Consider the following 15574-nt stretch of genomic DNA (forward strand, 5'->3'; position numbering starts at 1 on the left):
GCTTGTGGTGGCCGATCCGTTGGTTAGGTACGCGCGCTGCGCGTCATGCGATCTTGAAACGGGACACCGACTGGCGCAGTTCCTCGGCCATGTGCGAGAGTTCGCGCACCTGCTGGGCCGTGGTCCGTGTGCCTTCACCGGTTTGCTCGGTCACAGCAAAAATGTGCTGGATGTTGTCCGCCACTTCGTTGGCCAGCGTCGCCTCACGCGAGGTGGAAGACGAAATCTGCTCAATCAGTTCGGCCAGACGGCGCGACACGCGGTCGATTTCGGTCAGTGCGGTACCGGCAGAGTCGGACAGGCGCGCCCCTTCCACCACACCCTGCGTCGAGCGCTCCATAGCGGCCACGGCGTCCTGGGTGTCGGTCTGAATGGCTTTCACCAGCGCCGAGATCTGGCGCGTCGCATCGGCAGAGCGTTCAGCCAGGCGCTGCACTTCTTCCGCCACCACCGAGAAGCCACGACCGGCTTCACCGGCAGACGCGGCCTGGATGGCGGCGTTCAGGGCCAACACGTTGGTCTGTTCGGTAATGTCGGAAATCAGTTCGGTGATTTCACCAATCTCCTGCGACGATTCACCCAGGCGCTTGATGCGCTTGGACGTGTCCTGAATCTGGTCGCGGATGGAGTTCATACCGCCGATGGCGTTTTGCACGGCTTGCAGACCGGAGTCAGCGGCTTGCAGCGATTGGCGCGCCACCGAAGCCGATTCCTGCGCTTGCGAGGACACGTCGTTAATGCGCGAGGCCATGTCGAGAACGGAGCGGCCAGTTTCACGAATTTCGCGCAGCTGCTCGGTCGAGGCGGCCAGCAGTTCGGTCGATGTGTTATCCACCTCAGCGGTCGTCTGGGCCACGCGGGTGGCCGTGTTCTGCACGCTGCCCACGAGCAACCGCAGTTCTTCCACCGTGTAGTTCACCGAGTCGGCGATGGCGCCGGTGATGTCCTCGGTCACGGTTGCTTCCTGGGTCAAGTCACCTTCAGCGACGGACTGCAGTTCGTTCATCAAACGCAAAATGGCGGCCTGGTTGGCGTCGTTCACGCGCTTGGCTTCTTGCTCCTGGCGACGGGCGTCGCGCTGCTGTTGTTCAGCGTTGGCCTGACGGGCCCGGCTGTCGAGCAGCTGCACGCGCGAGATACCGACACCGCACAGCAGCACGAAGATACCGGCGAGCACCAGCGCGGCAATCTGACCCGCCCCCATACCGGAACGGGCCGAGAGTTTGGTTTGCAAGTCTTCGAGTTGGCGGCGCAGCGGTTCACTGTCAGCAATGATGGCCGTTTGGGCCTCACGCGCGGACACCAAGCCCTGCAGGTTGCCCAGAATGGCGCTGGCCTGGGTGCGGGTCTGTTCGTAGAGCTGGATCAGCGCTTCGAGTTGTTCACGCGTTTGCGTGTCCTTGGCCATGCCCAGGTGCAGTTCGGCGCTGCCGTCGAGCAGGCCCTGCGCCACTTCCTTGAATGAGTTCAAGTCCTTACCAAGCAAGAACACGGCTTCCGGGCTCACGCCTTCGGTGGTCTGGAATTCGTTGGCCGATTTACCGATACGCTGGGTCAACATCACCAGCTGACCTGCAGCAGAAATTTCCGCCGCTGGCGCATTTTGCTGCAGCTTGAGCGAGGAGACGGTCTCGGCGATTTCGAGCAAGTCGGCCGATTGGCGGTTGATGGTGCGCAGAGCGTCGCCCACCTGGGTCAGGATTTTCTGCTGGCCCATGACCACACCAGCGTTGCGCTCAGCGCGCTCGACCAGAGGGTTGATGCTTTCCAGATCCGTCTTGAACGACTCGCCCAGAGCCTGCACGCCCTGCTCGCTATCACCACCAGTGAGGGCGCGCACGTTGCGCGCCAACACGCCAGAGCTGTCCGACACCTCAGGGAATGCCTGAGGGCTACCCACCAGGGCCTGCGACACGGATTTGGCCAGACGCTGCGACTGCATCAAGGCCTGACCCGTGGCGGTCAGCTGCAAGCCCGAACGTTCGGCCTGCTGCAATGCCCAGCCGGCGATCAGGGCCAGCACCACAGCACCAACACCCGTCAATGCAAACAGACGCCGCTGGTGCTGTGCCGCTGTAGCACTTCCCAGAACCGGCAGGGTCACCAGGTCTTCGTCGGTCACCAGCGCATCGCCTTGCACCGACAGGTCGGTATCACCCTGCACGCTGTTCATAGCGTCGGCCTGGTAGGCCTCACGCAAGGGGGAGTTGTCCAGCACCATGGCAGCGGCCAGAGGGTCAACGCCCTCTGCGCCAGCAGGTGCCGCCGGCTTGCGATTGAACAGTTTTCCAATTGAAAAAGACATGGTTCTCTGCCTTGCACAGAAAAAAACTCAAGCACCAATGCCCAAGAAGGCAGGGTGCTGGGAGAGGGTTTGTAAATTCAGCTCTTGCCAGCGCTGGCCTTGGCTGTCGATATAAGTGGTACCGAAGTAGGCTGGTGCCTGCGCCGAAGCCGGCTCGGAGGCGGCAAAAGCATCGAGGCCACGCAGGCCCAGCAGACGATCGACCAGCAGGGCAGCGTTGACTTCCAGTGCGACATTGAATGCCACCAGGCTGGTTTCGCCCAACGCCTGCTCGGTGCGCACGGCCGCCTGCCCCAGCAGGGTGGCCAGATCGACCACACCCACCAAGGTGCCTCGCAGGTTGGCCACACCCAAAAACCACGGTTGGGTATAGGGCACGGTCTGTACACCGGGCCAAGCAAAAATTTCGCCCGACTGCCCCAGGGGCATCAGGTAGCGTTGACCGGCGGCCTCGACCGCCAGCCAGGAAGACACGGAAACGCCCTCGCCCGCCGCTTGCAAGCGGCCGGCCAGACGGGTTTGCAGTTCTCGGAGTGCTTCGCGATTGGCCATGGACGATGCGCTATGGCTTTAGTTCAGCGCGTCGATCTTGGCCTGCAGCTCTGCGGCATCGACCGGCTTGGTGATGTAGCCGCGAGCGCCTTGGCGCATACCCCAGACACGATCCGTTTCCTGGTTCTTGCTGGTGCACATGATGATTGGCACGTCAGCGTACAGCGGGTCACGGGTGATGGCGCGGGTGAGCTGGAAACCGTTTTGGCCCGGCATGACGACATCCATCAGAATCAAGTCGGGCTTTTCTTCGGCCAGGCGGCGGAAGGCTTCGTCGGCGTTTTCGGCCGTGCGCACCTGATAGCCTTTTTTCTGCAGCAGGTCGGTCAGGAACATCAGTTCGGTCTTGGAATCATCGACGACCAGGACTTTCTGAATGGGCATTACTTTCACTCCTTATGGGGGTTGCCAAACTGCTGCACGGCTTGCAGCAGCTGGTCTTTGGTAAACGGTTTGGTCAAATACTCTTGGCAGCCGACCATGCGGCCACGTGCCTTGTCGAACACCCCGTCTTTGGACGAGAGCATGACCACAGGCGTATTGGCGAAGCGCGCATTGCGCTTGATGATGGCGCAGGTCTGGTAGCCATCGAGCTTGGGCATGAGGATGTCGCAGAAGATCAGCTGGGGCTGATAGTCATTGATCTTGGCCAGGGCATCAAAGCCATCGTCGGCCAGCATGACCTCGTGACCACCCTGCTTGAGAAAAATCTCGGCACTGCGACGGATGGTATTGCTGTCATCCACCACGAGAACCTTGACGGAAGCGCCGGTTGTAGACAATTCTGAGGGCTCCTGATAGAGAAAATACACACAAAGCACACAAGCATCGGCGCCCGGCTTCCCAAAAGCGGAAATTATCCTGTGCTTTACACGAGCAAAGGTAACAGGCGAGCGCAGGCACATCCCTGCCAGGAACAAAACAAAAAGGGTGCTAGGCATGACCCGGCACCCTGTCTCAGCACCCCGGCAGCGTCTCCCGATACAGGATCCGCCACAGCTTAATGGGGGCTCACATAGAATGCAACGATTGTAGTGGTTAGTGGAAAACCCGGGCTGCGGCTTCGGCGCCACCTTTTGTCGCCCACATGACACCCCCCTCTTCCTCATCTCAGCCCCATCTGCTAAGCCCCGCACCGCCTTGCGTTTTGCTGTTCAACGCCAACGACCCCAGCGGCGCTGGCGGCTTGACGGCCGACGTGACCAGCGTGATCTCCGTCGGCTGCCACCCCCTGACGGTACTCACAGGCGCCTACGCCCGCGACACCAGCGACATCCACGCCCATTTCACCCTGTCCGAAGACGCCGTGGCCGAACAAGCGCGCAGCGTGCTCGAAGACATGCCGGTGCAGGCCATCAAAGTCGGCTTTGCCGGCAGCGCCGCCAACCTGGGCATGATTGCCCACGTCGCCGCCGACTATCCCGAGCTGCCGCTGGTCGCCTACATGCCGCCGCTGTCATGGTGGCACGAGGACGAGATCGAGCCCTACCTGCAAGCCTTTGCCGAGCTGCTGCTGCCGCAAACCAGCGTGCTCGTGGGCAGCCACGGCGCGCTCTGGCGCTGGCTGCTGCCCGAGCGCGCCAGCAGCCGCCCGCCCACAGCGCGCGAACTGGCCCAGGCAGCGGCAGCACAGGGCGCGCCCTGCGTACTGGTCAGCGGCATTCCAGTGGCGGCGCAGCAGCTGGGCAACCAACTGTGCAGCCCCCAGGGTCTGCTCTACAGCGCCAACACCACCCGCCTGGAAAGCCGCTTTGGCGGCGCGGGCGATACCTTGGCGGCCACATTGGCGGCCCTGCTGGCCAGCGGCCATGACCTCGACGCTGCCGCCCGCGAAGCCCTGGGCTACCTCGAACGCAGCCTGGGCCAGGGCTTTGCCCCCGGCATGGGCCAGAGCCTGCCCAACCGCATGTTCTGGGCCCTGACCGACGACGACAACAGCCCCGACGACCACCCCTCTTTTGAAGCCACGCAGCCCCTTGCGGGCCTTTGAATAGCCACCCCCATGACACATTCCACCGACCGCAACCAAGCCCTGTTCGAGCGCGCCAAGGCGCTGATCCCCGGTGGCGTGAACTCGCCCGTGCGCGCCTTTCGCGCCGTCGGCGGCACGCCGCGCTTCATCACGCGCGCGCAAGGCGCCTACATCTGGGATGCCAACGGCAAGCGCTACACCGACTACATCGGCTCCTGGGGGCCGATGATCCTCGGCCACGGCCATCCCGCCGTGCTCGAAGCGGTGCAAAAGGCCGCCGTCGATGGCTTTTCATTCGGTGCCCCGACCGAACGCGAAGTTGAGCTGGCCGAAGCCATCGTGCGCCTGGTGCCCTCGATCGAAATGATCCGCCTGGTCAGCTCGGGCACCGAAGCCGGCATGAGCGCCATCCGCCTGGCGCGCGGCGCCACCGGGCGCAGCAAGATCATCAAGTTCAACGGCTGCTACCACGGCCATGCCGATTCGCTCCTGGTCAAGGCCGGCTCGGGCCTGGCCACCTTTGGCCACGCCACCAGCGCCGGCGTGCCGCCCGAGGTGGTGCAGCACACGCTGGTGCTCGAATACAACGACGTGGCGCAGCTCGAAGAAGCGTTTGCGCTGCACGGCAAGGAAGTCGCCTGCGTCATCATGGAGCCGATCGCCGGCAACATGAACTTTGTGCGCGCCAGCACCCCCTTCATGCGCCGCGCGCGCGAGCTGTGCACGCAGCATGGCGCGCTCTTGGTCATCGACGAGGTCATGACGGGCTTTCGCGTCGCCCTGGGTGGTGCGCAAAGCATTTACGCGCAGCAAATTCCCGGCTTTAAGCCCGACCTCACAGTGCTGGGCAAGGTCATTGGCGGCGGGATGCCGCTGGCGGCCTTTGGCGGTCGGCGCGACCTGATGGAGCAGCTCGCGCCCCTGGGCCCGGTGTACCAGGCCGGCACACTCAGCGGCAACCCGGTGGCCACGGCCTGCGGCCTGGCAACGCTGGCCGAAATCTCCAAGCCCGGCTTTTACGACCAACTGGCCACGCGCACGCGCCAGCTCACCAGCGGCCTGACGGCAGCGGCGCGGGCGGCGGGGGTGGATTTCTGCACCGACAGCGAAGGCGGCATGTTCGGCTTCTTCCTGCTGCCCGCGCTGCCGCAGAACTACCCCACGGTGCTGGGCACCGACGGCGCGCGCTTTAACCGCCTGTTCCACGGCCTGCTCGACGCTGGCGTGTACACCGCACCGGCGCTGTACGAAGCCTGCTTCGTCAGCGCCGCGCACACCGAAGAAGACGTGGCCGCCACCGTGGCAGCGGCGGAACAAGTGTTGCAAACGCTCACAAAATAAGAGCTGCTCACGCTTGCCCCACAAGGCTTTGCGTCGCTTTTGACCCACAAAAAAGGCCCTCACGGGCCTTTTCGTTGTGCGTTGTGCGCTGCGGTCAGCTCAATGCCGGAAGTGGCGCACGCCCGTGAACACCATGGCGACGCCGCGTTCGTTGGCGGCGTCAATCACCTCCTGGTCACGCATGGAGCCGCCGGGCTGGGCGACGCAGGTGGCGCCCGCATCGACCACCACATCGAGGCCGTCGCGGAAGGGGAAGAAGGCGTCGCTCGCCACCACGGTGTTCTGCAGCGACAGGCCCGCTGCCTGGGCCTTGATGCTGGCGATGCGCGCCGAATCCAGGCGACTCATCTGGCCCGCACCCACGCCCATGGTCATGCCGCCCTTGCAGAAGACGATGGCGTTGCTCTTGACGTACTTGGCCACCTTCCAGGCAAACAGCAAGTCCTGTATTTCTTCCTGCGTGGGCTGCTTGATGGTCACCACCTTCACGTCGGGCAGCTGCAGCTCGTGGTTGTCCGCCGTCTGCAAGAGCAGGCCCGAGCCCACGCGCTTGGCGTCGATGGCGTTGCGGCCTTGCTTCCAGGGCGTGTCGCCGCCTGCCGGCAGGGCGATTTTCATCAGGCGCACATTGGCCTTGGCCTTGAACACTTCGAGCGCCTCGGGCGTGAAGTCGGGGGCCATCAGCACCTCGACGAACTGCTGCGAAATTTTCTGCGCCGCCGCGCCATCGACCGTGCGGTTGAGGGCAATGATGCCGCCGAAGGCGCTGGTCGGGTCGGTCTGGAACGCCTTGCCGTAGGCTTCGAGCGCGCTCGCGCCCACGGCCACGCCGCAGGGGTTGGCGTGCTTGACGATGACGCAGGCGGGCAGCTTGAAGCTCTTGACGCATTCCCAGGCGGCATCGGCGTCGGCGATGTTGTTGTACGACAGCTCTTTGCCCTGGAGTTGCACGCCCAGGGCCAGCGAGCCAGGCGCGGGGTGCAGATCGCGGTACCAGGCGGCGCTTTGGTGGCTGTTCTCGCCGTAGCGCAGGTCTTGCACTTTGATGAAGTGGCCGTTGCTCTGGCCGGGGAACTGGCTGCGCTCGGGCACATAGGTTTCGGACAGCTTCTCGGCCTCGAAGTTGACCGAGGACAGGTAGTCGCTGATGGCGCCGTCGTACTGCGCAATGCGGTTGAACGCCGCCACCGACAGCGCAAAGCGCAGCTTGTCGGAGAGTTTGCCTTGGGCCTTGAGTTCTGCCAGCACGGCTTCGTACTGGTCGGCGCTGGTGAGCACGCCCACATCCTTCCAGTTCTTGGCGGCGCTGCGCACCATGGCGGGGCCGCCGATGTCGATGTTCTCAATCGCGTCGGCCAGCGTGCAGCCGGGCTTGGCGACCGTGGCCTCGAAGGGGTAGAGGTTCACGACCAGCAGGTCGATGGTGGCTATGCCGTGTTCCTTCAATGCCGCCATGTGCGCCGGCAGGTCGCGCCGCGCCAGCAGGCCGCCGTGCACCTTGGGGTGCAGGGTCTTGACGCGGCCATCGAGCATTTCGGGGAACTGCGTCACCTCGGCCACCTCGGTCACGGGCAGGCCGCTGTCGGCCAGCAGCTTGGCCGTGCCACCGGTGGAGAGCAGGCGCACGCCCAGCTGGTGCAGGGCGCTGGCAAATTCGACGATGCCGGTTTTGTCGGATACAGAGAGCAGTGCGGTCAGGGCCATGGGTGTTTCCTGGTTTTAGATTAAATCGGGCTCTAGCGCTTATCTAGCAAGCGCAAGCAGCTATAAAAATCATAGCATTTCGTGCTGCTGCAGCTTCTTGCGCAGCGTGTTGCGGTTGAGCCCCAGCCACTCGGCGGCGCGCGACTGGTTGTTCTCGGCCTGCTGCATCACCACTTCGAGCAGCGGTTTTTCCACCAGGCGCACCAGCATGTCGTACATGCCATCGGGGGTTTCGCCGTCGAGGTCGGCAAAGTAGCGCTGCAGGCTTTGGCGCACGCAGTCTTCAACGTTGATGGGTTGGGCGCTCATGCGCAAATTCCTTCTTCGGCTGCGATCGGGGCGGCGTCGGCCAGGTACGGCAGGCGGTCCATGCGCGTTGCCAGGTCGGCAAAGTAGTCGTGCACGGCCTGCCACTGGGCGGCGCTGTCGTCGATGCGGTTGATGTGTTGGCGCAAACCCTCGCCCCCGGGCAGCTGGCGCACGTACCAGGCGATGTGCTTGCGCGCGCTGCGCACGCCGGCGGCTTCGCCGTAGAGCTGGTAATGGTCTTGCAGGTGCGCCAGCAGCAGGCGCTGCACCTCGGCCACCAGCGGGGGGGCGAGGTGCTCGCCCGTCTCCAGGTAATGCGCGATGTCACGAAAAATCCAGGGCCGGCCCTGGGCGGCGCGGCCCACCATGACTGCGTCGGCACCGGTGGCGGCGAGCACGGCGCGGGCTTTTTCAGGGCTGGTGATGTCGCCATTGGCCACCACCGGCACGCGCACGGCGGCCTTGACGGCGGCGATGGTGTCGTACTCGGCCGCCCCCCGGTAGCCTTGCTCGCGCGTGCGGCCGTGAACGGTGAGCATCTGCACGCCCACATCCTCAAAACGGCGCGCCAGGGCCACGGCGTTCTTGTGCGCTGCGCACCAGCCGGTGCGCATCTTGAGCGTGACGGGCACAGCCAGCGGCGCGCAGGCGGCGACCACGGCGGCGGCAATCTCCACCGCCAGGGCCTCGTTTTGCATCAGGGCGGAGCCGGCCCACTTGTTGCACACCTTCTTGGCCGGGCAGCCCATGTTGATGTCGATGATCTGCGCGCCGCGCTCGGCGTTGTACACCGCCGCCTCGGCCATCATGGCGGCGTCGGTGCCGGCAATTTGCACGGCAATCGGGCCACTCTCGCCGTCATGGTTGGCGCGGCGGCTGGTCTTGAGGCTGGCCCACAAATCCTTGCGCGACGTCACCATCTCGCTGACCGCATAGCCGGCACCCAATTGCTTGCACAGCTGGCGAAACGGTCTGTCCGTCACCCCCGCCATGGGCGCAACAAATAGACGATTCGCCAATGGGTATTGGCCAATGAACAGGGCAGACATGCGAGCGAGGGGGGCGGGCGGGGAAGGCGGGGAGGGGGCGATTGTACCTGCTTAATTTTTCAGCAACAGAAAACGCGCCTACACTGCGCGCGCCATGGAAATCTGGATGCAATCGCTGCTCAGCCTGCTGGCCCTGCCGCAATGGGGGCTGGGCACGCTGTTCGTCGTCGCCCTGGTCTCGGCCACGCTGCTGCCGCTGGGCTCGGAGCCGGCGCTGTTTGGGCTGCTGCAGCTCAACCCCGGGCTGTTCTGGCCCGCCATTTTCGTCGCCACTGCGGGCAACACGCTCGGTGGTGGAATTTCCTGGTGGCTGGGCCTGGGCACGCACCGGATGGTCGATCGCGCCGCAGGCCACCCGACCGAGCTGCGCGCCCTCACCTGGCTGCGCCGCTTCGGCGCCCGCGCCTGCCTGCTCAGCTGGCTGCCCATCGTCGGCGACCCGCTGTGCGCCGTCGCCGGCTGGCTGCGCCTGCCGTTCTGGCCCTGCATGGCCTACATGGCAGTGGGAAAATTCCTGCGCTACCTGGTGATGACCACCGCCCTGATCTACCTCTGGCCGCTGCTCCCAAACTAAAGCCTAAAGTCGGCGCTGCCACAACCCTTCAAGGCTGTAGAGCACCAGCGCGCCCCAGATACAGGCAAAACCCAGCAGGCGCGCCGGCTGCACCGCCTCGCCAAACAGCCACACGCCCAGCGCAAACTGCAGCGAGGGCGAGATGTATTGCAACAACCCCATGGTGGCGAGCGGAATGCGCCGCGCCCCCGCCGCAAACAGCAACAAAGGAATGGCGGTGATCGGCCCAGCCAACAGCATCCAGGCCCGCAGCCCGGCATCGGCCTGTACCCAGGCCGCCTGCCCCTGCCAGCCTGTCCAGGCCAGATACGCCAGCGCCAGTGGCGCGAGCACGGCTGTCTCCAGCGACAGCCCTTCGAGGGCACCCAGCGTCGCTGTCTTGCGCAGCAGGCCATAAAAACCAAACGTGACGGCCAGCACCAGGGCAATCCAGGGCGGACGCCCGGCCTGCCAGGTCAGCCACAGCACGCCGGCTGCCGCCAGCGCCACCGCCAGCCACTGCCCTGGGCGCGGACGCTCGCGCAGAAAGACAAAGCCCAGCCCCACGCTCACCAGCGGCAGCATGAAGTAACCCAGGCTGGAGTCGAGCACATGGCCGTTGTTGATGGCCCAGATGTAAGTCAGCCAATTGACCCCCAGCAGCAAGGCCGAGGCCACGAACACCGCCAGCACACGCGGCTGACGCCGCAGCGCCGCCACCCAGGACAGCTGGCGCCGCACCAGCAGCACCCCCAGCAGAAACACCAGGCACCACAGCGTGCGGTGCGCAATCACCTCCAGCGCCGACACCGCCGCCAGCTGGCGAAAAAACAGCGGGAACAAGCCCCACGAAACATAAGCCAGAGTGGCGTAGGCGATACCGGATTGCATGGTTCAAATAAACAGGCCGCCTGCTGGCGGCCTGGGGTGAGGAAGAGAGGTCAGACGTTGAACAAAAAGTTCAACACATCCCCATCCTTGACCACATATTCCTTGCCTTCGGCGCGCATCTTGCCCGCGTCCTTGGCGCCTTGCTCACCCTTGTATTGGATGAAGTCGTCAAAGGCGATGGTTTGCGCGCGGATGAAGCCGCGTTCGAAGTCGCCGTGGATCACGCCAGCGGCCTGCGGCGCGGTGTCGCCTTTGTGGATGGTCCAGGCTCGCACTTCCTTCACGCCAGCGGTGAAGTAGGTCTGCAGCCCCAGCAGGCCGAAGCCGGCGCGGATCAGGCGGTTCAGGCCGGGTTCGTCCTGGCCCAGTTCCTGCAGGAACTCCAGGCGGTCGGCATCGTCCATCTCCGCCAGCTCGGCTTCGATCTTGGCGCAGATGGCCACCACCGGGGCGTTTTGCGCAGCAGCGTACTCGCGCAACTTGTCGAGCAGCGGGTTGTTCGCAAAACCGTCCTCGGCCACGTTGCCGACGAACATTGCCGGCTTGGCGGTGATGAGGCAAAACTGCTTGAGCAGCGGTGCGTCTTCCTTGCTCACTTCAATGCTGCGTGCGGGCTTGCCCTCGTTGAGCGCGGCCTGGATGGGCGTCAGCAGCGCCACCAGCTTGGCCGCCTCCTTGTCGTTGCCGCTCTTGGCCGCCTTGCTGTAGCGGTTGAGCGCTTTCTCGACGGTGGCCAGGTCGGCCAGGCACAGCTCGGTCTGGATGACCTCGATGTCGGCAATCGGATCGACGCGGCCCGCGACGTGGATCACGTTCGGGTCTTCAAAGCAGCGCACCACGTTGACGATGGCATCCGTCTCGCGGATGTGCGCCAGGAACTGGTTGCCCAGGCCCTCGCCCTTGCTCGCGCCCGCCACCAGGCCGGCAATGTCCACAAACTCGACGATGGCCGGCACGATGCGCTCGGGCGAAATGATCTGCGCCAGCTGCTGCAGGCGCGGGTCGGGCACCTCGACCACGCCGGTGTTGGGCTCGATGGTGCAGAAGGGGTAGTTCTCGGCGGCGATGCCGGCCTTGGTCAAGGCGTTGAACAGGGTGGACTTACCAACGTTGGGCAGACCCACGATGCCGCATTTGAGGCTCATGGCAGGGCTTTCTGGGGGGAGAGATGGAAAACCCGCCATTTTACGGGCAGGGGTATGGCCCTGCGCCGCTCCTACAATCGCCGCCATGGCGCAAACCTTTGACGTATGTATCCGTGGCTCCGGCATCGTGGGCCGCACACTGGCCCTGCTCTTGGCGCGCGAGCGCCTGCGCGTGGCCCTGGTCGGCCCTGCCGACGAACCTGCCAGCAGCACGCCGCACGAGGACGTGCGCGCCTACGCGCTCAACGCCACCTCGCGGGCGCTGCTGCAGCAGCTGCGCGCCTGGCCCGAGCCGCAGCACGCCTGCGCCGTGCAGCACATGCAGGTGCACGGCGACCAGGACGGCCTGCTGCACTTTGACGCCAGCGCGCAACAGGCCGAAGCCCTGGCCTGGATCGTGGACGTACCCGCCCTTGAAATGCGCCTGGCCGAAGCCGTGCGCTACCAACCCCAGGTGGAACTGGTGCACGCCCCCGTGCCCGCCACCCTGACCGCCGTCTGCGAAGGCCGCGCCAGCCGCACGCGCGAAGAATTCGGTGTGGAATTTACCGCCACCCCCTACGCCCAACAGGCCATTGCCGCGCGCCTGCGCTGCGCCCAGCCGCACGGCCAGGTGGCGCGCCAGTGGTTTGGCGCCGATGGCAGCATCCTGGCTTTTTTGCCACTCGCCGGTGGCGAGGGGAACTCGGTGGCGATTGTCTGGTCAGTGCCCCAGGAGCAGGCGCCGCAGCTGTTGGCGCTCGAACCCGAAGCCTTTGCCCTGCAACTGCAGCACGCGAGCCACGACGCGCTCGGCAGCCTGGAATTGACCAGCCGCCGCGCCGCCTGGCCGCTGCAGCAGGCGCAGGCGCAGCACTGGTGCGGCCCCCAGCCGGGCCAGACCGCGCACAGCTGGGTGCTGGCGGGCGATGCGGCGCACAACGTCCATCCCCTGGCCGGCCAGGGGCTGAACCTGGGCCTGGCCGACGTGCAAGCGCTGGCGCACACCCTGCAAGGGCGCGACTGGCGCAGCATTGCCGACCTGCGCCTGCTGCGCCGCTACGAGCGCGAGCGCAAGGCCGCCCTGCTGCCCATGGCCCTGGCCATGGACGGGCTGCAACAGCTCTTCGTGCGCCCCGAAGCGCCGGTGCAGGCCCTGCGCAACTGGGGCCTCAAGGGCTTCGAGCGCAGCGGCCTGCTCAAACAATGGATGGCCCGCCAGGCCATGGGATCAACGCACTGAGAACGCACGCACACATGACCGCTACCCCCTCCCGACTGCCCGCACTACCCGCCCTGCTCGCCGGCGCCCTGCTCACCACCCTGGCGCTGGGCGCTCAGGCGAACGAGGCCGCAATCCGCAAAACCCTGGCCGAGCGCATTCCGCAGCTGTCCAAGATCGACGAAGTGCGCGCCACGCCCATGGACGGCCTGTTCGAGGTGCGCATCGGCACCGACCTGTTCTACACCGACGCCCGGGGCAACTACCTGATCCAGGGCGAGCTGATCGACACCAAGGCGCGGCGCAACCTGACCGAAGACCGCATCAACAAGCTCACCGCCGTCAAGTTCGACGAGCTGCCGTTCAAGGACGCCGTCACTATCGTGCGCGGCGACGGCTCGCGCAAACTGGCCGTGTTTGAAGACCCCAACTGCGGTTACTGCAAGCGCTTCGAGCGCGACATGCAAAACGTCAACAACGTCACCGTGCACCTGTTTCTCTACCCCATCCTGAGCCCGGATTCGGTAGAAAAATCACGCAACATCTGGTGCGCCAAGAGCCCCGAAGCCGCCTGGCACGACCTGATGCTGCGCGAAAAAACGCCCGCCAGCGCCAGCTGCGACACCGCCGCCCTGCAGCGCAACCTGGCGCTGGGCAAAAAACACAAAATCACCGGCACCCCGACCCTGATCTTCACCGACGGCTCGCGCGTACCCGGCGCCATTGGCGCGCAAGAGGTGGAAAAGCGCCTGGCCGAAACCGCCAGCGCCCGCTGACCATGGCCGCTGCCCCCGCCCTGCACTACCGCATCACGCCGGCCGACCTGCACGCCCACCTGTACGCGGTGGAGCTGACGGTGGCCGCCCCCGCCGCCGCGCAGGAGCTGGCCCTGCCCGCCTGGATTCCGGGCAGCTACCTGGTGCGCGAATTTGCCAAAAACCTACAGCACCTGCGCGCCACACAAGGCGGCCAAGCGCTGGCCGTGGCGCAGCTGGGCAAAGACCACTGGCGCGTGGACTGCACCAGCGGCCAGCCGCTGACGCTGCACTACCAAATCTGCGCCTACGACGCCTCGGTGCGCACCGCCTGGCTCGACAGCCAGCGCGGCTTCTTCAACGCCACCAGCCTGTGCCTGCGCGTGCTCGGGCAGGACAACGCCCCCTGCGAAGTCACCCTCGATGCTCCTAAAACAATAGCTACTAGCGCGCTCTGGCATTGCGCTACAGCCCTTTTTCCCTTAAAAACCGACACCCAGGGTTTTGGCCGCTACCGCGCCCAGGACTACGACCACCTGGCCGACTGCCCGGTCGAACTCGGCCCCTTTGTCAGCACCACGTTCGACGCCTGCGGCACGCCGCACCGCTTCGTGCTCGCAAGCAGCGCCGCCACCACCGACCTGGCGCAGCTGGCGGCCGACAGCCGCCGCATCTGCGAAGCCGCCATCCGCCTGTGGCAGCCCGAAGGCCCACCGCCCTTTGCCCAGTACCTGTTCTTGCTGCACGCCACGCACGACGGCTACGGCGGCCTGGAGCACCGCGACAGCACGGCCCTGATCTGCAAGCGCAGCGACCTGCCGCGCCAGGGCGACACCAAGGCCAGCGAAGGCTATGTGCAGCTGCTCGGCCTGATCAGCCACGAGTACTTTCACAGCTGGTGCGTCAAGCGCCTGCGCCCGGCGGAATTCGCCCCCTACGACTACCAGCGCGAAAACTACACCGCGCTGCTGTGGTTCTTTGAAGGCTTTACCAGCTACTACGACGACCTGCTGCTGCGCCGCGCCGGCCTGATCGACGACGCCAGCTACCTCAAACTGCTCACCAAAGCCATCAACCAGCTGCTGCAGACCCCGGGCCGGCAGGTGCAGACGGTGGCCCAGGCCAGCTTTGACGCCTGGGTCAAGTACTACCGCCAGGACGAGAACACGCCCAACGCCACCGTCAGCTACTACACCAAGGGCGCGCTCGTCGCCCTGTGCCTGGATTTGGCGCTGCGCCGCGAAGGCCGCAGCACCCTCGACGCCGTGCTGCGCGCCCTCTGGCAGCGCTGCCAAGGCGGCCCCATGCAAGAGGCCGACCTGCTGGCCGCACTCGAACAATGCAGTGGCCGCAGCTGGGCCGCAGAAATTGCGGCCTGGGTGCACAGCACCACCGAACTGCCTCTGGCCGAGCTGCTCGCCAGCCAGGGCGTGCAGTGGCACAGCGAGCCGGCCCAGCCCGCCCAGCGCCTGGGCCTGCGCGTGCAAGAAGGCAGCACCATCGTCATCAAAACCGTGCTGCGCGCCAGCGCCGCCGAAGCCGCCGGTTTCATGGCCGGCGACGAATGGCTGGGCCTGGAGGCCGCCGGCCAGGCCTGGCGCCTGCACCAGCTCGACGACCTGGCGCTGTACGCCGCCCCCGGCAGCAACGCCACCGCCCTGGTCGCCCGCAATGGCCGGCTGCTGCGCCTGCCGCTGCAACTGCCCCCCACCCAGCCCCAGGGCGACAGCGTGCGCCTGGAGCTGCCCGCCAGCAACAGCGAACGCGCGCGGGGCTGGCTGCAGGGCGCCTGAGTCT

Annotated in this window: 15 protein-coding genes; 6 read left to right on the forward strand and 9 right to left on the reverse strand. The window is 65.6% G+C overall.

Annotation, left to right across the window (positions count from 1 at the left end):
- Positions 1–43: 43 nt before the first annotated feature.
- From G7045_RS11020 to G7045_RS11035, 4 genes are read right to left on the reverse strand one after another with little or no spacing between them, the layout of a single operon-like run.
- On the reverse strand, positions 44–2305 hold the full coding sequence (locus G7045_RS11020) for a methyl-accepting chemotaxis protein (RefSeq protein ID WP_166159681.1): 2262 nt from the start codon (positions 2303–2305) through the stop codon (positions 44–46).
- Between the two features lie 27 nt (positions 2306–2332).
- Positions 2333–2857: a chemotaxis protein CheW gene (locus G7045_RS11025; protein WP_166159682.1), complete on the reverse strand. Its 525-nt coding sequence runs from the start codon at positions 2855–2857 to the stop codon at positions 2333–2335.
- 18 nt (positions 2858–2875) lie between these two features.
- Positions 2876–3241 carry a PleD family two-component system response regulator gene (locus tag G7045_RS11030; protein ID WP_166159683.1) on the reverse strand — a complete coding sequence of 122 codons (366 nt, stop codon included), beginning with the start codon at positions 3239–3241 and terminating at the stop codon, positions 2876–2878.
- A 5-nt stretch (positions 3242–3246) separates the two neighbouring features.
- Positions 3247–3639, reverse strand: a complete 393-nt coding sequence (locus tag G7045_RS11035) for a PleD family two-component system response regulator (protein WP_166159684.1) — start codon at positions 3637–3639, stop codon at positions 3247–3249.
- Positions 3640–4004: 365 nt separating this feature from the next.
- On the opposite strand from G7045_RS11035, the gene G7045_RS11040 reads away from it, so the two are divergent.
- Complete coding sequence (locus tag G7045_RS11040) at positions 4005–4847, forward strand: hydroxymethylpyrimidine/phosphomethylpyrimidine kinase (RefSeq protein ID WP_370521630.1); 843 nt, start codon at positions 4005–4007, stop codon at positions 4845–4847.
- A 12-nt stretch (positions 4848–4859) separates the two neighbouring features.
- Positions 4860–6170 carry a glutamate-1-semialdehyde 2,1-aminomutase gene (gene hemL / locus G7045_RS11045; protein WP_166159686.1) on the forward strand — a complete coding sequence of 437 codons (1311 nt, stop codon included), beginning with the start codon at positions 4860–4862 and terminating at the stop codon, positions 6168–6170.
- A gap of 99 nt (positions 6171–6269) precedes the next feature.
- On the opposite strand, the gene purH is transcribed toward hemL, so the two are convergent.
- The 3 genes from purH to dusB form a co-directional block, all read right to left on the reverse strand.
- Positions 6270–7874 carry a bifunctional phosphoribosylaminoimidazolecarboxamide formyltransferase/IMP cyclohydrolase gene (gene purH, locus G7045_RS11050; RefSeq protein ID WP_205737188.1) on the reverse strand — a complete coding sequence of 535 codons (1605 nt, stop codon included), beginning with the start codon at positions 7872–7874 and terminating at the stop codon, positions 6270–6272.
- 69 nt (positions 7875–7943) lie between these two features.
- On the reverse strand, positions 7944–8183 hold the full coding sequence (locus G7045_RS11055; protein ID WP_166159687.1) for a Fis family transcriptional regulator: 240 nt from the start codon (positions 8181–8183) through the stop codon (positions 7944–7946).
- Positions 8180–9232, reverse strand: a complete 1053-nt coding sequence (gene dusB, locus G7045_RS11060; protein ID WP_166159688.1) for a tRNA dihydrouridine synthase DusB — start codon at positions 9230–9232, stop codon at positions 8180–8182. Before dusB ends, G7045_RS11055 begins: the two co-directional genes overlap by 4 nt.
- Before the next feature lie 94 nt (positions 9233–9326).
- Here dusB and G7045_RS11065 point away from each other — a divergent pair, with 94 nt between their 5' ends.
- Positions 9327–9806 (forward strand): YqaA family protein, encoded by a 480-nt coding sequence (locus G7045_RS11065; RefSeq protein WP_166159689.1) that lies wholly within the window; start codon positions 9327–9329, stop codon positions 9804–9806.
- Positions 9807–9809: 3 nt separating this feature from the next.
- On the opposite strand, the gene rarD is transcribed toward G7045_RS11065, so the two are convergent.
- Both rarD and ychF read right to left on the reverse strand, forming a co-directional pair.
- Entirely contained in the window at positions 9810–10676 is an 867-nt protein-coding gene (rarD, locus tag G7045_RS11070; RefSeq protein ID WP_166159690.1) for an EamA family transporter RarD, read from the reverse strand.
- Between the two features lie 50 nt (positions 10677–10726).
- On the reverse strand, positions 10727–11821 hold the full coding sequence (ychF, locus tag G7045_RS11075) for a redox-regulated ATPase YchF (RefSeq protein WP_166159691.1): 1095 nt from the start codon (positions 11819–11821) through the stop codon (positions 10727–10729).
- 85 nt (positions 11822–11906) lie between these two features.
- Here ychF and G7045_RS11080 point away from each other — a divergent pair, with 85 nt between their 5' ends.
- From G7045_RS11080 to G7045_RS11090, 3 genes are read left to right on the forward strand one after another with little or no spacing between them, the layout of a single operon-like run.
- Complete coding sequence (locus G7045_RS11080) at positions 11907–13043, forward strand: FAD-dependent monooxygenase (RefSeq protein ID WP_166159692.1); 1137 nt, start codon at positions 11907–11909, stop codon at positions 13041–13043.
- A 35-nt stretch (positions 13044–13078) separates the two neighbouring features.
- Positions 13079–13798, forward strand: coding sequence for a DsbC family protein (locus G7045_RS11085; RefSeq protein ID WP_240919319.1), 720 nt, complete (start codon positions 13079–13081; stop codon positions 13796–13798).
- Positions 13799–13800: 2 nt separating this feature from the next.
- Positions 13801–15570 carry a M61 family metallopeptidase gene (locus G7045_RS11090; protein ID WP_166159694.1) on the forward strand — a complete coding sequence of 590 codons (1770 nt, stop codon included), beginning with the start codon at positions 13801–13803 and terminating at the stop codon, positions 15568–15570.
- Positions 15571–15574: the final 4 nt, after the last annotated feature.

Source organism: Acidovorax sp. HDW3 (assembly GCF_011303755.1).
Classification (GTDB): Bacteria; Pseudomonadota; Gammaproteobacteria; order Burkholderiales; family Burkholderiaceae_C; genus Paenacidovorax.